Source organism: Rhizobium sp. NPDC092011, assembly GCF_044756305.1.
GTDB lineage: Bacteria > Pseudomonadota > Alphaproteobacteria > Rhizobiales > Rhizobiaceae > Rhizobium.
On record NZ_JBIVSO010000001.1, the window covers coordinates 1755493 to 1773603 of the forward strand.

General features: G+C 59.5%; 14 protein-coding genes. 9 read left to right on the top strand and 5 right to left on the bottom strand.

Annotated elements, in window-relative coordinates:
* Window positions 1–48: 48 nt before the first annotated feature.
* Window positions 49–1287 carry an NADH:flavin oxidoreductase/NADH oxidase family protein gene (locus ACIQJ2_RS07995; protein WP_400668554.1) on the bottom strand — a complete coding sequence of 413 codons (1239 nt, stop codon included), beginning with the start codon at window positions 1285–1287 and terminating at the stop codon, window positions 49–51.
* 83 nt (window positions 1288–1370) lie between these two features.
* On the opposite strand from ACIQJ2_RS07995, the gene ACIQJ2_RS08000 reads away from it, so the two are divergent.
* The 8 genes from ACIQJ2_RS08000 (at window position 1371) to ACIQJ2_RS08035 (ending at window position 8815) form a co-directional block, all read left to right on the top strand.
* Window positions 1371–1856 (top strand): MerR family transcriptional regulator, encoded by a 486-nt coding sequence (locus tag ACIQJ2_RS08000; protein WP_400668557.1) that lies wholly within the window; start codon window positions 1371–1373, stop codon window positions 1854–1856.
* 284 nt (window positions 1857–2140) lie between these two features.
* Window positions 2141–2929: an alpha/beta fold hydrolase gene (locus tag ACIQJ2_RS08005; protein WP_400668560.1), complete on the top strand. Its 789-nt coding sequence runs from the start codon at window positions 2141–2143 to the stop codon at window positions 2927–2929.
* Window positions 2930–2938: 9 nt separating this feature from the next.
* Window positions 2939–3391, top strand: a complete 453-nt coding sequence (locus tag ACIQJ2_RS08010; protein ID WP_400668562.1) for a MarR family winged helix-turn-helix transcriptional regulator — start codon at window positions 2939–2941, stop codon at window positions 3389–3391.
* 195 nt (window positions 3392–3586) lie between these two features.
* Window positions 3587–4555: a threonine/serine dehydratase gene (locus ACIQJ2_RS08015; RefSeq protein ID WP_400668564.1), complete on the top strand. Its 969-nt coding sequence runs from the start codon at window positions 3587–3589 to the stop codon at window positions 4553–4555.
* A gap of 154 nt (window positions 4556–4709) precedes the next feature.
* Window positions 4710–5669, top strand: a complete 960-nt coding sequence (locus ACIQJ2_RS08020; RefSeq protein WP_400668566.1) for a bile acid:sodium symporter family protein — start codon at window positions 4710–4712, stop codon at window positions 5667–5669.
* 202 nt (window positions 5670–5871) lie between these two features.
* A complete protein-coding gene (locus ACIQJ2_RS08025; protein ID WP_400668568.1) occupies window positions 5872–7155 on the top strand; it encodes an NAD(P)/FAD-dependent oxidoreductase in 1284 nt (427 codons plus the stop codon).
* A 48-nt stretch (window positions 7156–7203) separates the two neighbouring features.
* On the top strand, window positions 7204–8094 hold the full coding sequence (locus ACIQJ2_RS08030) for a LysR family transcriptional regulator (RefSeq protein ID WP_400668570.1): 891 nt from the start codon (window positions 7204–7206) through the stop codon (window positions 8092–8094).
* A gap of 547 nt (window positions 8095–8641) precedes the next feature.
* Window positions 8642–8815: a hypothetical protein gene (locus ACIQJ2_RS08035; protein WP_199147769.1), complete on the top strand. Its 174-nt coding sequence runs from the start codon at window positions 8642–8644 to the stop codon at window positions 8813–8815.
* A gap of 254 nt (window positions 8816–9069) precedes the next feature.
* Here ACIQJ2_RS08035 and ACIQJ2_RS08040 read toward each other — a convergent pair whose 3' ends face one another.
* The 4 genes from ACIQJ2_RS08040 to ACIQJ2_RS08055 form a co-directional block, all read right to left on the bottom strand.
* Window positions 9070–9423 (bottom strand): hypothetical protein, encoded by a 354-nt coding sequence (locus ACIQJ2_RS08040; protein WP_199147821.1) that lies wholly within the window; start codon window positions 9421–9423, stop codon window positions 9070–9072.
* A 134-nt stretch (window positions 9424–9557) separates the two neighbouring features.
* Window positions 9558–11012, bottom strand: coding sequence for an NCS1 family nucleobase:cation symporter-1 (locus tag ACIQJ2_RS08045; RefSeq protein ID WP_400668572.1), 1455 nt, complete (start codon window positions 11010–11012; stop codon window positions 9558–9560).
* 328 nt (window positions 11013–11340) lie between these two features.
* The gene (locus ACIQJ2_RS08050; RefSeq protein WP_400668574.1) at window positions 11341–12522 is read right to left on the bottom strand and encodes a PLP-dependent transferase; all 1182 of its coding nucleotides are present in this window, start codon (window positions 12520–12522) and stop codon (window positions 11341–11343) included.
* Between the two features lie 87 nt (window positions 12523–12609).
* Window positions 12610–13764 carry a GNAT family N-acetyltransferase gene (locus ACIQJ2_RS08055; protein WP_400668576.1) on the bottom strand — a complete coding sequence of 385 codons (1155 nt, stop codon included), beginning with the start codon at window positions 13762–13764 and terminating at the stop codon, window positions 12610–12612.
* A 324-nt stretch (window positions 13765–14088) separates the two neighbouring features.
* Between ACIQJ2_RS08055 and ACIQJ2_RS08060 the strand changes: the two genes are divergently transcribed.
* Window positions 14089–18087 (top strand): amino acid adenylation domain-containing protein, encoded by a 3999-nt coding sequence (locus ACIQJ2_RS08060; protein WP_400668578.1) that lies wholly within the window; start codon window positions 14089–14091, stop codon window positions 18085–18087.
* Window positions 18088–18111 lie beyond the last annotated feature (24 nt).

Genomic DNA, 18111 nt, shown 5'->3' on the forward strand with positions numbered 1-18111 from the left:
TCCGGATCAGGCAGCACCGTGATCGCTACCACCCATCCGTTTCCGCAATCAAGGCGCGGTCCTCCGCGCCTCCATCCATCGACGGTACTGCCTGGCGCGGCATTTCGCTTTGGCTTGCGCCAGTACAAGCGCCCAACCTGGCAAGACGCCGGGAGCTGTGCGGCGTTGTCGGCTGAGGCGGACGAGCTGGTATTTGACGGCAGCCATATGTGCCGAGGCCGCAAGAGGCTTGTTTTTCCATCTGATCGGCCTGAGTTGAGGAACTTCGGGCAGGCCGCGTTGCCAGTTGCGAGGCAGGTCCGGCTCAATGGCGAGCGCCGTGGCAATGCCCGCAATCGCAACGCCGCTGTCGACCACCTGCTCTGCCACCTCGCGTCGCCTTATGCCGCCGGTCACCATCAAAGGCATACCCGCAACATCGAGGATATCGCGCGCGAATTCGAGGAAATAGGCTTCGCGGGCAAGCGTTCGCTCGTCCCGAGCCGTCCCCATCATTGCCGGCGCTTCATAGCTGCCGCCGGAAAGCTCAACCATGTCGACATTCAGGGCGCCCAGCATCGCGACAACGGACCGCGCATCCTCAGGCGAAAAGCCGCCACGCTGGAAATCGGCGGAGTTGAGCTTGACCGCCACGACAAAACCGGGCGCGACCGCCGCCCGCACCGCGCGCACGATATCGAGCAACAGGCGCGCCCGGTTCTCCAGACTTCCGCCCCACCGATCCGTGCGGCGGTTGGACAATGGCGAAAGAAACTGGCTGACGAGATATCCATGCGCGGCATGTATCTCCACCCCGGTAAAGCCGGCACGCTCCGCCAGAACGGCCGTATTCACGAAACGATCTTCCACCTCGGCTATGTCAGCAACAGTCATGGCGCGCGGCGCGGGAAATTGCTTTGACAGGGCGCCGATATCCACTGCGACAGCAGAAGGCGCCAGCGTGCCTTGCCCGAGTGCCGCGGGCATCTGACGTCCGGGGTGATTGATCTGCATCAGTATCTGCGCGCCATGAGAACGGCCTGCCGCAGCCCAGGCCCTGAAGCGATCGAGATGCCGATCGTCTTCAAGCACGACACCACCAGGCCCAGTCATCGCGCGGGCATCGATCATGACGTTTCCGGTGATGATCAAACCCGCTCCTCCTTTCGCCCATACCTGATAGAGACGCATCAGATCTGCGGAGGGCGCATGGTCGTTGTCGGCCATATTCTCTTCCATCGCTGCCTTGGCGATGCGATTTGGAACAATGACGCCATTGGGCAGCGCCAGCGGGGAAAACAGGGACATCAATGCACTCCTAAAACTATTTGCGTGCACCATAACCTTTGAGTTAACTTTAAGGTCAATACCCAATGTCGCGAGGATTTGGCATGAACATCGGAGAACTGGCGAAACGCACCGGCCTCACCACGTCGCGGATCCGTTTCTATGAAAGCGCCGGCCTGCTGAAGGTTGTCGAACGCAGGCCGAACGGCTACCGGAGTTATCCGTCCGAAGCGGCTTTGATGCTTGAGCTGATCACGACGGCGCAAAAGGCGGGTTTCAGCCTCGATGAAATCCGGCTGCTTCTGCCACCGGATCTCAAGCAATGGAATCATGAAGCTCTGCTGGAGGCGCTGCAGCAAAAGGTGACGGATATTGAGGCGCTCGAAACGCGGCTGGTGCAAACCAAGGCACAACTCGTTACGCTCATCGGCGACATCAAAGCGAGGCCAGGAGACATCGACTGTGCCGCCAATGCGCAAAGGGTCTTGTCACGCGTCTTTGGTCGGGAGGTCGAGATGCCAGCCATGATCACCCATGACATCAAGCGCCTCGGCAAGACAAGTCAGCGGCCGTCAACCAAAGGCCGCTAGATATGCGTCTGCGCTTTTCTTTGAATAGCGCAAACACTCAATCTTCCCGATCCAATCGCTTACCTCACATTTCGAGCGGAGAGCCGACAGGTCTTTCCAGCGAGTGCTCCTAGCACACTGTATCAACGCCGCTCCTCGGCTGGCGGCACCTTCATCACGCGGAATAAGAATTTGGCGGGAGCGATACAGTCCGAGGGATGCAAGACACGCAAGCTTCCATTTTGAACATTGACAGCATGCTGTCAAATATGCATTTTGGCGCCATGCTTTCCAAGGAGCCCGCAATGCATGCTAACGTCTTGATATCGATGGAAAAGATCGAAGGTCCGCAGGGAGAACTTGCAGTTTACCGATCCGGCAGAGGCCCTCGCGTTCTTTTTCTCCATGCTGATTGCGGTCGTTCCGAGCAATGGCGCGAAGTCATCAATCTGATTTCCGCTGAGTTCGAGACGTGCGCAATCGATTTTCGGGGGCATGGCCATTCGGCAGCTGCTGCAAACCAGGAATATAGTTTCTCAGCGCGCGCCGAGGATGCACTTGCCGTAGTCGACGCGCTTGGATGGGATCGCTTCCTCATCGTCGCGCATAGTGGCGGCGGTGCAGCAGCGTTGGCTTTGGCCGGCGCTCATCCGGAGCGCGTGCGAGGGGTACTCCTCATCGATCCCGTAACGGATCCAAGCGGCGTCCCGCAAGAGGTGATGGCGGCAATAGTCGCGGGTCTAAGCGGCCCGGACAGTCTTGCGTTTCTCAAACAATACTACTCGACCATCACCGGTGCCGACGAAGCGGTCCGGACGCGAGTTCTCGCGGATGCCAATGCAACGACCCCGGAATCGCGAGCAGGCGTTGGCAAGGCGGTGGCCGAATGGCATGCCGGAGAGGCACTTGATGCCTATCAGGGCCCACTATTCATCGTAGGTGCCGATGCAACCGATGGTCCGAGCGCGCTCTATGCGCTCCGCCCCTGCATTCCGCACGTGGTAGCCCACGGCACCGGCCATTGGCTCCAGATTGAACGGCCCGAGCTGGTCGCCGACAACCTCAGGAACTTGGCGAAGCGAACAGAAACTTGAGAGGGCGACATGCGAACACCTGAAGGCGATGCGCTCACGGAACTGGTCCTGGCTGTTTTCCGCCTTAACGGAAATTTCCTGAAAGCGGCGGAAGGTATCGCCGTCCCGGTCGGGCTGACAGTGGCCCGATGGCAGGTCATCGGCGCTGTGATCGAGGCACCAGGGACGGTCGCGGATATTGCGCGAAAAATGGGCTTGGCACGTCAAAGCGTACAGCGATTGACCGATGTTCTCGTCGCCGAGGGGATGTTGGAGTGCCGCGACAATCCGGCTCACAAACGTGCGAAATTGATCCAGATCACGGAACGGGGACGATCCGCAATCGCACGCATAGCTCCCCGGCAGCATCGATGGGCCGATGAGGCAAGCAAAGGCCTTTCGCGAGAGCGGCTGCTTGACGCGCTGGAGTTAATACGCGATGTGTCTCAGCGCATCGAGGCATTGGATTCAGGCGAACCCTAATCTTCGCGACACAACCCTGGAGGGCGCGCCCGCGCGGTTGACGACTTCGCTCAGATCCTGCCGAGCTTTCCCGTGTTTCAGGCCAGCCGGCGGCCTGCCGATTAACCACTATCGATTTCCCGACAGCCCCATGCCCGCGCAAACCCGAAGCACCGTGGCATTCCACCCGTTCACCCTCATCGATCATCGGTTGAAATGAATTATCTGATTGAACTGTCTTCCATACATGCCGCTGCAGCCCGGATAAGTGGAGCGATCATCCACACCGCCACCATTCTGAGCCCGGGCCTCTCCGCCAAAATCCAGCGGCCGGTCTATCTGAAACTGGAAAACACCCAGATCGGCGGCTCGTTCAAGGCGCGTGGCGTCCTGAACAAGTTTGCCAGTCTCGAGGCGGAACTATCCTCGAAGCGATTTGTAGCGGTCAGTGGCGGCAATTTCGGCATCGCCGTGGCACAGGCCGCCAGCAAGCTCGGCGCCGATGTCACGATCGTCATGCCCCAATCGGCACCCGCCTCGTCTATTGAGAAAATTCGCACGCTCGGTCTCCCGGTCATCGTGACAGGCAACGTCAATGACGCCTTTGCGCATGCCGAACACCTGGAACAGCAAGGATATGTTGTACTCGACGATTGCGCCGATACCGCGATCGCGGAAGGGCACGGCACGCTGGCGCTGGAGTTCATCGAAGACTGCCCGCAACTGACCGATGTCTTCGTCGCCGTAGGTGGTGGTGCGATGCTGGCGGGAGTTGCCACTGCGCTGAAAAAACGAAAGCCGGAAATTCGGATCTGGGGCGTAGAGACCGCCGGAGCGAATTCCATGGATCAAGCCCTGCGCCTTGGAAGGCCGGTGGAGATCGAAGTCAGCTCCATCATTTCGACCCTCGGGGTTCCTGCAGTAAGCGAACTGATGCTTCGCCACGCGCAAGCCTATGTCGAGGAAATGGTTGTGGTCTCCGATCGGGACGCTGTCGAAGGGATGGTTTCCTTTGGAGAGGAGGGCAAGCAATGGGTCGAGCTCGCATCCGGCACCCTTGTCGCGGCAGCCGTGAAGATTGCTCCAAGACTGCCGCCGGACGCGGCGATTGGGATGATCGTCTGCGGAGGGAATATTTCCGCTCAGGACATGCAGAGATGGATCGCTTCCTTGCAGACGCAATAATCGCGTAAACGCGACGCGGCAGCGAGGTGCTTTTCCAACGTTGATCCGCATGCCCGATGGACGGTTATGGTGGGCGAACGCTTTGGCCCGGCTGTGCGCTTGACAGGCTCAACACGCGGACTATGGGGGACTATCCACTTCTGAGGAGATCATCGTGAAAGCGCTCGCATCATTCTCGGCCTTCGTCGGCAAGACGTTCGCCCTATGGGTCATCTTGTTTGCCGTTCTCGGTTTCCTTTTGCCCGACGTCTTCAAGCAGGTCGCGCCTTACATCGTCATCCTGCTGGGTATCATCATGTTTGGCATGGGATTGACGATCTCCCTTGACGATTTCAGGGAACTTGGCAGGCGCCCCGTTGAAGTCGCCATTGGCGTTGTTGCCCATTTCGTCATCATGCCGGCTTTGGCGCTCCTGCTGACACGCATCATTCCCATGCCGCCGGAAGTCGCAGCCGGCGTCATCCTCGTCGGCTGCTGCCCCGGCGGCACGTCCAGCAATGTCATGACCTATCTTGCCAAGGGCGACGTGGCGCTCAGCGTTGCCTGCACCAGCGTCACGACACTCGCGGCCCCGATCGTCACCCCCTTCCTCGTCTGGAGGTTTGCCAGCCAGTATCTGCCGGTCAACGCGTGGGCCATGTTCGTCGGTATCCTGCAGGTCATCATCCTGCCGCTGGCTCTCGGCTTCCTGGCGCAGAAGCTTCTGCCTCGCCTGGTCCGGACAGCCACTCCGATACTCCCTCTCGTCAGCGTTGTTGGCATCGTGCTGATCGTTGCGGCGGTCGTCGGCGTCAGCAAAGGCGCGATCGCCCAGTCCGGCCTGCTCATCTTTGCAGTCGTCGTCCTGCACAATGGTCTCGGCTATCTCCTCGGCTTCTTTGCCGCCAAGGCTTTCGGCCTCAACCTCTACAAGCGCAAGGCGCTGGCGATCGAGGTCGGGATGCAGAACAGCGGATTGGGAGCGGCGCTTGCCACGGCCTATTTTTCGCCGCTCGCGGCCGTGCCCAGCGCAATTTTCAGCGTCTGGCACAACATTTCAGGCGCATTGATCGCCAACTATTTTTCCGGACGACGTGAGGACGATAGCGAGGAGAAATCCATCGTCCTCGAATGACGGAAGGGGCGATCGATCGCACCATCTAAATGAACGGATGTAAGCAAAGCGCTGGTCAAATCAGGCGGAGACTGAACACGGATCCGGCGGTCGGCCGATCGCAGGTCATTCCCAATCGTCAAGATGTCTGACGAAACCGTCGTTACTGCCCGGCAGATGTGGGCGCTAACGTCAGCGGTATTGTCATCAGGGAATGAAGTTAATGTTGAACGATCCGCGCTCCCACGGTCTGTGGGAACTTACGGCGCCCGCCGCTCCGCAAACAGAGCAGCTCGCCGGCGACGTGACCGCCGACGTCGTGGTTGTCGGCGCAGGCTTCTGTGGCTTGTCCACCGCACTCCATCTTGCGGAACGTGGCGTCAACGTGGCGGTGATGGAGGCAACGGAAATCGGTTTCGGCGCCGCGGGGCGGAATGTCGGCCTGGTCAATGGCGGCATGTGGGTCATGCCTGACGACATTCCGAAGGTGCTGGGCTCGCAACATGGGGAGCGCGCATTACGGCTTCTCGGCGATGCTCCCCTTCTCGTTCGAGACGTCGTCGACAAGTATGAGATCGACTGTGAGCTGGAAAGGAACGGAACCCTTCACTTGGCCGTCGGCGACGCAGGCGTGAGTGAACTTCGCGAGCGCCATCGTCAGTGGACGGCACGCGGCGCTCCGCTGGAGTTGCTCGACGCCACGGAGACGCAGCGACGCGTCGGCTCCTCGGCCTACGCAGCCTCGTTGTTCGATCCGAGGGCAGGCACCATTCAGCCGCTTGCCTATGTGCGAGGCCTGGCGAAAGCCGCTATCCAAAATCGTGTGCGCATCTTCACCAACAGCCCCGCACTTCGAACCGAGCGAAGCGGCGCAAGCTGGAAGGTCTCGTCCAGTCGCGGCTCAATCAGCGGCAAATGGATTATCGTTGCAACCGACGCCTATTCGGTTGGCCCATGGGCAGCCGTCCGCCGGGAGCAAGTCCACCTGCCCTATTTCAACCTCGCGACGCCGCCATTGTCCGCCAATCTTCGGGCGTCGATCCTGCCAGGTTTGGAAGGATGCTGGGACACAAAGGAAATCCTGTCGTCGTTCCGGATGGACCGAAAGGGCCGGCTGGTTTTCGGAAGCGTCGGCGCGCTGCGCAATGGCGGTCACGCCGTCCATACCGCATGGGCGAAGCGGGCGATGTCGCGCATTTTCCCGCAGCTTGCCGATATAGAATTCGAAGCAGCATGGTATGGTAAGATCGGCATGACATCGGATGCCGTGCCGCGTTTTCATGAATTCGACGAGAACATCGTTGGCTTCTCCGGCTTCAATGGCCGCGGCATCGCGCCCGGAACGACCTTTGGAAAGACCCTCGCGGCCTTTGTCTCCGGCGATATCAGCCTGGAGACCATGCCTCTTCCGTCGTCGAAGCTGGAAACCTCACGCATCAGAGTGCTACAGGAATCCTACTACGAAGCCGGAGCGCAGGTTGCGCATCTTGCCACGGAGCGGTTCTGACAAGGGCGGAGCCGGTCCGGCAGCGTCTTTTTGAAGGAACCATAGCCCATGCAAGTGCCGCGCCGCTTTCTTCCCTCGCTGTCACTCCTTGCGGCATTCGAGGCTGCGGCAAGGACCGGAAGCGTGACAGCAGCAGCCAAGGAGCTGGATCTCACGCAGAGCGCGGTGAGCCGACAGATCAGAGCTCTCGAGGAGCAACTCGGCGTCGAGTTGTTTCATCGGGAGAGGCAGACCATCCGTCTCACGGTCGGCGGCGACGCCTATGTTCGTGAAATTCGCGATGCGCTGCGCAAGATCAGCACGGCGTCGCTTAACCTCCGGGCAAACCCCCATGGCGGAATGCTGACACTGGCCATCCTGCCGACCTTCGGCACGCGCTGGCTCGCCCCACGGCTCCCGCGTTTCCTCTCGACCAATCCGGGGATTACCGTCAATCTGGTGACCCGGTTCAGCATATTCGACTTCCGTCTGGAGCCAGTCGACGCAGCGATCCACTTCGGCGCAGCTCACTGGCCAGGTGGCGAATTGGCTCTGTTGCGCGACGAGACGGTTATTCCGGCCTGCAGTCCGCAGATGCGGGATGAATATCGCTTCCAGGAAGCAGCAGACATCCGCAAGGCGCCGCTGTTGCATCTCACCACCCGTCCGGATGCCTGGGAACGATGGATGGAACTCAACGGCGTCCCCTCCGATGCCGTCCACGGAATGCTTTTCGATCAGTTCGCCACCGCGGCACAGGCAGCCATGGTCGGATTGGGCGTCGCGCTGCTGCCGGAGTTCCTGATCGAAGAGGAGCTTGCCGCAGGTCGGCTTGTCGCCGCAATCGACCTTCCCATGAAAAGCTCGGAATCCTACTACCTTGCCTGGCCGAAAGATCGGGAAACGCACCCTCCGCTTGCCGCTTTCCGCCGATGGCTACTCGAAGAATGCCGGCGCTGAACCGACCCTGTCTCATAAATCTGCTAAACGGCAAATGGCGAATGAACGAGTGCGCCGACTATATCCAGGTATCTACATACGTGCCGGCATGGCGCGAAGGCTGGCAATGAACGTCATGAACACTCTACAACGCAATCAAGCACGGCATCATCGCCTCCAATGTCGCGAGTAGGCGCAAGGAAAACGCGCTTTGTTCATGTCCACACAAACGACCGCCCTGACGTGCACGAATAGGATAAAGCGCCAGAAGCGCCTGCCGTCTCGTGGTTGGAAAAGAGATGTCGATGACCGCATTGAATGGGTAGCGACAATCGATCGGATAGATGGGAATGCGGCGCGAAACCTCGCGTGGCCATGACCGACCTGAGCATGTCCCGCTCTTCATCAGCACGACCTTGGATATATCAGGACCGCGGCTAGCGACGCCCCAACGAGCCGCCACATTACAAAATTGTTAGGGTGCTATTCATTTTCGGTTAATCCGGATTCGAATATCAAGGTCATGCGTAAACGCGCAGCATCACCCCCAATGCTTACGAGGTTCGACATGAAAAACCTGTTTCTCGCTTCCGCCGTTGCTCTGGCTTCGATCGTCGCCATCAGCACACCGTCTCAGGCAGCTCCGTACCATCGCCATCACCATCGCGATTGCGTCGTAAAGACGGTAAAGCACAAGGTTCACGGCCATTGGGTCGTCCGCAAGGAGCGCGTCTGCCGCTAACACCCCATCCGCATTCTTTCCGTTGATCATATCTTGACGGAACGGCCATAGCTGAGATGATCGGCTATGGCCTTCTTATTTTCTACCGCACATCAGCGGAGCCCGAAGCTGTTCGCGGGAAGATCCTTGCGCATCGCGGACTGGCTTTGACCAAGCGCCGGCTCATGGAACTCAGTCCAAAGACACGAAGCGATTTGCCGGGCTAGGTGGTGTTGGGGCTATTGATCGTCGAGCGCAACGCGCACGTCTTCAAATCAGCCCAGCATCTGCATCGACCCTAAGCCCAAAATATCGTTCAGCAAGGCAACCCCGACCCCGATAGCAACGAAGACGAGGCCGATCAGAAACAGGCGCCGCGAGCGGTCGTACTTCGCTGCGATCAGGGAATCGCGTGCAAGAAGGTCAGCCATCACCTTGACCTGGATAGAGATGCCGATCGTCAGCAATATCATCGGGATGATGTCGATGCGGCTCCAGTCGTTCGGGTTGGATAGCCAGCGGCCGATGAAATTCAGCGAGAAGCCGAGAATGATCCCCGCGGCCGTCAATGAGCCGTTACGGAAGGTCGAGTCAATCTTCTCCTCTGAATCAAGATCAGGTTCAGGCATCGCGCTTCTCCGGATGGCATCCCCCAAAGAAAGGCAGAAGTGAAGGAAACAGGCAAGGCCCCGGCGTCCTGCTTCCCCACCGGATTGCTCCGCCACCTGACGTCACTGACTTCCGGTGGCGGAAACGCTGTTGTTCACGTTGCAGCCCCGATGGCGGAACCGCGGGCGCTGGCGCGGAGCGCGTAATAAACCGCTCCACCGATGCCGACACCGAAGAACCAGCCATACGTCGCCCACCAGTCCGGCAGGATCGACGTGAACGTCGGCAAGATCGAAGAGAACAGCGCGCCGATGACTAGCGCTATGAAAGCATTCCTATGCCAGCCGTTCTGGAAGCGAAACTCGCCATTTTCCTGATAGAGCGCTGCGACGTTCAGCTCGCCCTTCCGGATCAGATAATAGTCCACCATCATGATCCCGAAGATCGGTCCCATGCTCGAGCCGATGAAGTTGACGAAATGTGCGGCACCCGTCTCCCATGGTGCAAAGGGGTAGAGTATCAGGGCGATCAGAGCCGCGATATAGCCGCCGCGCTTGAAGCTGATCTGCCGCGGGAAGACATTCGAGAAGTCGAATGCCGGCGAGACGAAGTTTGCCACCACGTTGATGCCAAGCGTTGCGACCGCGAATGTCAGTGCCGCCAGAAGCGCCAGGAACCAACTGTCGAACTTCGCCGAAATCGCCTCCGGATGCAGGAGCACTTCGCCATAGACGGTGAAGGCAGCCGTTGTCGTCACCCCGGCGACGAGGCAGAAGGCAAGCAGGTTGATCGGCAGCCCCCAGAGATTGCCCTTTCGCAAGGTCTTGGTATCCTTGGCATAGCGCGAAAAATCGCAGAAATTCAGGTAGAGCGCGGCAAAATATGTGATCCACGTCGCAGCCACGGCCGCGAGCGCCGGAAAGCTTCCTGGCTCACCGGGGACACCGGCATCCTTGGTCTTTTCCAACAGCACGTCGCGCGGGATTTCGCTGCCGAAGGAGAAGCTGCCTGCCTTGACCACCAGATAGACGGCAAGCACCAGCATCATGATCCACACGGCAGGACCGGCGAGATCCTGAAACTTGCGCACCGTTTCCATGCCGCGCTGGATGATCAGGAGCTGCAGCGCCCAGACAACAACATAGCAAATGACCTCAAGTGTCGAATGGCCGAGCATGTGGCTGTTCTGATGGAAGGCGAGAATGCTCTCGTTGCGGATGAGAAGGGCGACGATCGCACCCGAGGCGGCCGCAGTCTGCGCGCCATACCAGAAGCACGCGACGATGGCGCGCACCAGCGCTGGAACATTGGCGCCGAAGGTGCCGAACGAGGCACGGGCGAGAACGGGGAATGGCACGCCCGTTTTCACGCCGGCGTTGCCGACCAGACTCATGAGAATAAATATGACCAGCGAGCCGATGCCGATCGCGATCACGAAGTTGATGAAACTGCCGCATAGCAGGAACAGACTGGCGGCGAGATAATAGCCCCACAGGCTATGAACGTCGGATGTCCACACATTGAAAATACTGAATGCGCCCCACTTCCTCTCCTCCGCGGGTGCCAGATCTTCATTGTGCAATGAAGGCGATGGATTTTGAATTGTCATTCCCCTCTCCCCATTTGCGCGAGTCTATCGGACTCGTTCATCAGCATGCTCCCAAACCACCCCTGTAGCAATTGCAATATGGGGCAGCCGGGTGCGCGCACCGGTAGCAATTGGATAGGATGATCTTTCAACGGAGACGGATTGCACGGAGGAGCGTAGAAGTGTTTCCAACACGAATTTAGCTTCGCGTTCTCCGATCGAACGCAAGGCGATGGGAACGCCAGTCGCGTTTCGATCAACCTTGATCGACATGTATCGGCAATGAGCAGACGCATGAGCGGAGTGGTACCGCCACTCCGCTCATGCGATCCAACAGCCTAAGATCCGATTAGCGTTTCGCCGCCGTGAGCGCCTGTTCCAGGTCGGCAATGACATCGCTTGCGGCATGCAGCCCGACATTCAGTCGGATCGTGCGGTCGCTGACGCCGAAGCGCGCGAAGACATTGGTCTCGGGCGAGATGCTGAGCGCTGCCTTTGCCGGAACGACGAGGCTTTCGGGACCGCCCCAGCTGACGCCGATACGGATGAGGCGCAAGGCGTCGACAAAATCGGCCACGTCGATCTCGTCGGACACCTCGAAGGAAAACAATCCGCCGAAGCCACGAAAGGTGCGTTTTCCTGGATGATCCGCGAGTGCTGGATGCATGACATTGGTCACATCCCCATGCGCCTTAAGCCAGGATGCAACCTCAAGGCCGGCTTCGTGATGATGGCGCATGCGGAACGGTAGTGTTTCCAGATTGCGAAGGACGAGCCACGCCTCGAACGGCGCGAGCTTCGCCCCCGTATAGGGGTAGATCTCGCTGTTTATGCGATCGATGTACACCTTTGAACCGGCGACCAGACCCGCCACCGTGTCACTCTGCCCTCCGAGATATTTCGATGCGGCGTGGATGACGATATCGATGCCGACGGCAAGCGGGCTCTGAAAAATCGGTGTCGCCCAGGAATTGTCGACCATCGTCACGACGCCATGACGGCGCGCAGCTTCGGCGATGGCGCTCAGATCCTGCACCTCGAACACCATGGAGGTCGGGTTTTCGAGATAGGCGAGCTTAGCGCCGGGAAGCGCCGCTATCATCGTCTCCGTATCGGCACCGTCCACATAGTCGACGGCAACGCCAAAACGCTTCAGCACTTTTTCGAAGAAACGGAAGGCGTCGCTATAGACATGCCGCACGGTGACAATGCGGTCGCCCGGTCCGACGAAAGCCAGGACCGCTGCCGCAATCGCACCCATACCGCTCGAAAAGGCGCGCGCCGCTTCGGCACCTTCCATCTCGGCGATCTTGTGCTCCAGAATGCGAACCGTCGGATTGTCGCCACGCGAATAGATCGGCTTTTTCGAGCGGCCGGCAAAGACATCCTCCAGTTCCTTGTAGCTGTCGAACAGGAACAGCGATGTCTGATAGATCGGCGGCACCGCCGCATCGAAAGGATCGTCGCGATGCGGTATCAGCGCATCGGGAATAGCGGCTCGGTAGGCATCGAATCTCGGCGTCTCGTTCATGACGTATCTCTTTGGTCAGGAGTGAAGTGTCGATTGGCCGGCAAACCGCCTCGGCGCAGTAGCCGTCAGGTTCGCCAGCCGCTGGCATTACGCGCTGGCTCGCGGCAGCGAACCAAGCACAGGTTGGCCATCCTCACCGGAAAGGCCCGTCAGATCAGGCGACAGCAGCCGATCCATGAAGAAGCGCTCGCGCAGCAGCATGACCAGAAGCGCCTTCTTGTGCGGAAACTGGATGTGCTTGACCTTGGCGAAGCCGGAGCGGTCGAGATTGCGGATCTGCTGGGCGTGATGATGGATCGGCTCGCCGACGATGCGGCGTGTCCGAGCATCCGCCAGGAACATGTAATGCATCAGCGAAGGCAGCCAGGCGCTGACAAAGGCTTTGCCGCGAAAATCGTCCTCGCCGATCGCCACATGCCAGCCGCGATCGAAGCCATCGGCTTCATAGTGCGGCCCGATGCGGTCTTCCTTCGCCCAATAGAGCTCGAAATAGCCGAAGGGTACACTGCCGAACGTTCCGATCAGCGGCAACGTGCGCGGGTCTGCGAGACGGCTCGCAATGAAATAGCGGTGGTAGGAAAGATCACCGCTATCCTCCCATATGGCTGCCACCCTCGGATCGTTCATCCAGCGGTGAAAATGTCCGAGATCGGCATCAAGATCGGCGACATGAAAGCCAAGCTGCGTGTTCAACCAGGGAATGAAGCGGCTATAGACCCGACCGACGGGCTTCGGCGGCCTTTGCGGATGATGGATGCCATTCGTCAGGACTGGTATTTCGGGATAGGCGCGGGGTGCGCTTCCAAGCCAGGACTTCGGCTGCTGAAAAAGGGATTCGGGGCGCACGATCAAGTGGTCCCCGCCCCGTTCGATGGCGCCGGCTTCCGTAAGGCGCCTCACCAGACCATCATCCGCAAGCTCGATCGCGAAAGAGGGCAGTTGCGGATTGCAGGCCAGCACTGCTTCCGACACGGCATTGACGATATCCTCATCCGAAGCCGGAGAAACCGCCGCCGATATATTGTCGAAAACCAACGGGTTACCGGCATAACCTGGGAGATAGCCGGAAGCGACTTCGATCCCGTGATAAGAGACACGAAAGCCAGCGGATGACTGCCCTGAAGAGACGACAAGCGGTTGACCGAGGGCGAGTGCGTGGCTGGCAAAGCCCGAAATCGGCAAACGCAGATCACACGCCCCCGTCGCGGTCACCTCGCTCCTCAATGCCAAGGAAGCATCCATCTTATTCTCCATATTTTGAAAGCCGTTCCATCCCGGAACCGGAGGCTCGTCCCCGGCGCTCGTTCTGCAGCAACGAACGGCGCTCGAAGAAATTCAAAATATTTTTGAGAATTCTTTTTCATTTTTCCGCTGAATTTCCGCCATTGCCGTTCGTTATGCAACCAAATCAACGAAATTTCCGATTTTTCGGATATACTGACAGCATAAAACCAGAATATTCGATCAATTAAACTCAATATCCATCGCGGATATTAAGAGTAATACACCATTGTATTTCCATTGATCGGCTATTCCCTTCAAGATTATAGGGAGATTTGCGAACCAATGACTGTTCACGATCGGAACGCAACGGCAGCAAATCACTCCGATTACATTGGCAAATGCTCGCTATCGCCCGCACAATCACGTATCTGGCAGCTGTCGGAGACCGGCAATGAAGTCGTCTATGGGCGGCAAATACTTGGCCTTACCTTCCCTGCAATCTCTGCCGCGGCAGCGCGCGAGGCTCTTGCTGCCCTTTCGCATCAGCACCCACTCATCACATCGCAATTCGAGGCACGAGCAGGCGGTGCAGTTCAGCAGTTCCTGAAGAGCGGCGGCGCGGTCGAGATCATCAAGGCGGACCTGCCAATCGGCGACGATCTTGGCGATGCACTGGTGACAGCCGCCGCCGCTGAACGGGCTCGTGCAGTCGACCTGACGAACGGCAATCCGGCCCGCTTCATTCTCCTCACGCAGAGCGGACGAGCAATCGGCGCCGTATTTTCCCTGCACGCCATCCTTGCCGACGCGGCAACGCTCGATCTGCTGGCAACGGATTTCCTCCGTAATATCGATGTGAACCGCCCGGCAAGCCCGGCCGAAACCGCGCTTCCCGATGCGGCGCTATGGATGGCTGGCAATGGCACGCCGCGCAATCCGGCACCCGAGCTGGTCGATTTCTGGTTCCACCGGCTGACGGCGCAGGACAATATCGCATCGCTGCTCCAGCAGACATTGACGGGAAGGAGCATTGTCGACGAAGGCTGGCTGGAGCATGTGCTTGAGGTTTCAGCGCCTGATCCACTTGCTCCCATGGCCTCGCCCCAGGACGCTTCGTGCGACCTTCTTGCTGCTCTTGCGATCGTCCTGCGCCGCCATTCGGGCCATGGCGCGCAGAGGATCGGGTTGGTGACGCGACCGGAGACACAAACGATTGCCGCACGCAGCGAGGATGTGTTGGTCCTGAGGGCCGAGCTCGATGGCGCGATGACATTGGAAGATACCCGCCAAGCCTTCGTCGAGGAAATCGCGGTTGCAGCACGACATAGCCTGCCCTTTGAGGCGCTTGCCGACGCTCTTCTGCGACGTGATGAGTCTTTCGATACGACCGGTCTCGTCAAAACGCTGCTCGATGTCCGCCCACCCTTGCGCCTTCGGGAGGCTAGCTCCAATATAGATGGCATCCACAGCCCCATAGAGCCTCAGGCTCGCCGCGACGCCGAACTGGTCGTCACCGTTCTCCCGGCATTCGGCGGCAAGCTTCGCCTGAGCTTCGGCTTTGACCCGCAAAAATACGAGCGCGGACAGATTAGTCGCCTAGCCGATGATTTCGCTGTCGCGCTTGCAAGGCTTGGCAGCGATCCGAGCGCGCAGATCAAACATGTTCCCTTCGTCTCGGCAGAGGAGCTGGACAGGCTCTCGGCACCCTATCCGGATGCGCCGGAGCCTGACGACGGGACGCCTGTCCACGAGGTCATCTCCACGCAGGCAAGAAGGCGGCCAAATGCCTTTGCGGTGGCCCAAGGCGAAAAATCCGTAACGCATGGAGAACTGGAAGCGGCTGCCAATCGGCTAGCACATCGTCTGATCGCTCTTGGGATCGGCCCGGAAAAGCGCGTCGCGATCGCACTTGAAAAGTCGATCGATGCGATCATTGCCATTCTCGCGGTACTGAAGTCGGGCGGCGCCTTCACTCCGGTCGAGCCGGATCATCCGGAGGCGCGCAATCGCCATATCCTGACGGCTCCCGGTCTCTCGCTCGTCATTTCCCGAACAAGGCACATTGCGAACTTGCCGAGCGACATTGCGACGCCCTTCCTCAACCTCGACAAGATCGACCTTTCAACGGAAAGCAGCCAAGCGCCCACAACCGCCATCGCCGCGCAGCAGCTGGCCTATGTGATCTACACCTCCGGCTCGACAGGCGTTCCGAAAGGCGTGGCGGTCGAACACGGCCCCCTCGCCCATCACTGCAAGGCAACGCTGCGCATCTATGAGATGAGCGAGCTATCCTGCGAATATCCCGTTCTCCCCTTCACCTCAGATGGCGGCCACGAACGCTGGATGGTGCCGCTGATGGCCGGCGGCGGTGTGGTGCTGACACAGGACAAGCTCGCGACGCCGGAAGACGCCTTCGCGATGATGACGCGCCATGGCGTGAACAATGCCAGCCTGCCTACCAGCTATGTGCGCGGCCTTGCCGAATATGCGGGCGAGAACAGCGACGTACCGCGGTTGAGACTCTATTCCTTTGGTGGCGAAGCGCTCTCGCAAGCGGTGTTCGACATGATCACCGAAAACCTGAAGGCTCAGCTGCTGATCAACGGCTACGGGCCAACCGAGACCATCATGACGCCGATGATCTGGAAGATCCCGGCCGGAACCCGTTTCGAGGGGACAGTCGCGCCGATCGGCCGCGGCGTGGGCGACCGACGCATCTATGTTCTCGATGCCGACCTTGCGCCTGTTCCGGTCGGGGTCATCGGCGAAATCTATATCGGCGGCAGCGGCTTGGCGCGCGGCTATCTCGGCCAGCCGGAACTGACGGCGGATCGGTTCATTCCGGATCCCTTCATGCCGGGTGGACGCCTCTATAAGTCGGGCGATCTGGGCCGGTGGCGAGAGGACGGCATCGTCGAATTTGCCGGCCGCGTCGACCACCAGATAAAGCTGCGCGGCTTTCGCATAGAGCCGGGCGAGATCGAAGCCGTTCTGCGATCGGACCAGCGCGTTGCCGAAGCAGTCGTCCTTCTGCACAATGAAGGTGGCCGCAGCTCTCTGGTCGCCTATGTGGTGCCGCGCGAGGGCGAAAACCTTGGCGTCACCGAGCTGCGCCGCACCGCCATGACAGCCCTGCCCGATTACATGGTGCCGCAGACGATCATGCTGATCGACAGGCTGCCGATGGGGCCGAACAGCAAGCTCGATCGCGCCGCCTTGCCGGTCCCGCGCATGGAGCGCGCGATGGCAGCTCCTGTCGGTGACAAGGAGCGAGCAATCCTCGACACCTGGAAAGAGATCCTCGATATCGGCGATATCGGTGTCACCGAGAATTTCTTCGATATCGGCGGGCAGTCGCTCGCGGCAGTGCGCATCGTATCGCGCCTGAAGATGCGCCATCCCGACTGGTCGCTCTCCATCGCCGACATGTTCAATCATCCCACAGTGCGCGACCTGGCGCTTGCCATCGACGGCAATCGCGACGAGGCCGGCGTCGATGTCGTCTATCTCCGCCGCAATGGCGATCGGCCAGTGCTCTACTGCTTCCCCGGCCTTCTCGTCAGCACGCGCGAATATATGCGGCTCGTCGATTATCTCGGGCCGGAACAGCCGGCGACGGGCTTCATCTGCTATTCCCTAACGGAAACCAAGACGCTCAGCACCCGCGTCGAGGACATCACCGCGCGCTATGCCGAGGCGGTGCGCAGACAAGCCAAGGGCCGGCCCTGCGCCTTCCTCGGCTGGTCCTGGGGGGGATTGCTTGCCTATGAGGCGGCACGGCAGATCGGCGATGACATCGACTTGCGCATGATCGGCATGGTCGACGTCTGCGATATGGACGAGGAATTCACGGTCGGCGTGACACCACACTTCGACGACGGCGTCCGGGACCGCACCCATGCCGCCGTTCAAACCTGGCTCGCCCATACGCCAATGCGCGAGGACTGGAAGCGGCTTCTCGCCGCCATGGATGCGGAAGTCTACGAGCAGTTCCTGCATCATATCGTCAGACACAATGTCAAACTGCCGACGGACGGTCCGGATATCGGCTCCGAAGAGCACACGTTCTGGATCCTCATCGACAATGGAATGATCTTCCGCAACTACCGTCTGCAACAATCGGATTTCCGCATCCACTCCTTTGCGGCCGAGGATTCCCTGACCCGTTCGCTCAACGTCATCGATTGGCGCCGATACTCGCCGAACGCCACGGCATCGGAAATCGTTACCGGCACCAACCATCTGACGATTATCGGCAAGACACCCTTCCATCAGCGTTTCGCGCGGCGGCTCGATCAGGCTTTCGCACCGGGTTCTCCGTTCGCAGGCATCGTCAAGTAACCCCCTTACGATATTATTCTGGAG

Excerpts from the sequence above, each read along its gene's own strand:
- ACIQJ2_RS08005 (WP_400668560.1), top strand. The coding sequence starts at position 2,141 with ATGCATGCTAACGTCTTGATATCGATGGAAAAGATCGAAGGTCCGCAG.
- ACIQJ2_RS08045 (WP_400668572.1), bottom strand. The coding sequence starts at position 11,012 with ATGACAATTCAAAATCCATCGCCTTCATTGCACAATGAAGATCTGGCA.
- ACIQJ2_RS08010 (WP_400668562.1), top strand. The coding sequence starts at position 2,939 with ATGCGAACACCTGAAGGCGATGCGCTCACGGAACTGGTCCTGGCTGTT.
- ACIQJ2_RS08060 (WP_400668578.1), top strand. The coding sequence starts at position 14,089 with ATGACTGTTCACGATCGGAACGCAACGGCAGCAAATCACTCCGATTAC.
- ACIQJ2_RS08040 (WP_199147821.1), bottom strand. The coding sequence starts at position 9,423 with ATGCCTGAACCTGATCTTGATTCAGAGGAGAAGATTGACTCGACCTTC.
- ACIQJ2_RS08015 (WP_400668564.1), top strand. The coding sequence starts at position 3,587 with ATGAATTATCTGATTGAACTGTCTTCCATACATGCCGCTGCAGCCCGG.
- ACIQJ2_RS08025 (WP_400668568.1), top strand. The coding sequence starts at position 5,872 with ATGTTGAACGATCCGCGCTCCCACGGTCTGTGGGAACTTACGGCGCCC.
- ACIQJ2_RS08050 (WP_400668574.1), bottom strand. The coding sequence starts at position 12,522 with ATGAACGAGACGCCGAGATTCGATGCCTACCGAGCCGCTATTCCCGAT.
- ACIQJ2_RS07995 (WP_400668554.1), bottom strand. The coding sequence starts at position 1,287 with ATGTCCCTGTTTTCCCCGCTGGCGCTGCCCAATGGCGTCATTGTTCCA.
- ACIQJ2_RS08000 (WP_400668557.1), top strand. The coding sequence starts at position 1,371 with ATGAACATCGGAGAACTGGCGAAACGCACCGGCCTCACCACGTCGCGG.
- ACIQJ2_RS08055 (WP_400668576.1), bottom strand. The coding sequence starts at position 13,764 with ATGGATGCTTCCTTGGCATTGAGGAGCGAGGTGACCGCGACGGGGGCG.
- ACIQJ2_RS08035 (WP_199147769.1), top strand. The coding sequence starts at position 8,642 with ATGAAAAACCTGTTTCTCGCTTCCGCCGTTGCTCTGGCTTCGATCGTC.
- ACIQJ2_RS08030 (WP_400668570.1), top strand. The coding sequence starts at position 7,204 with ATGCAAGTGCCGCGCCGCTTTCTTCCCTCGCTGTCACTCCTTGCGGCA.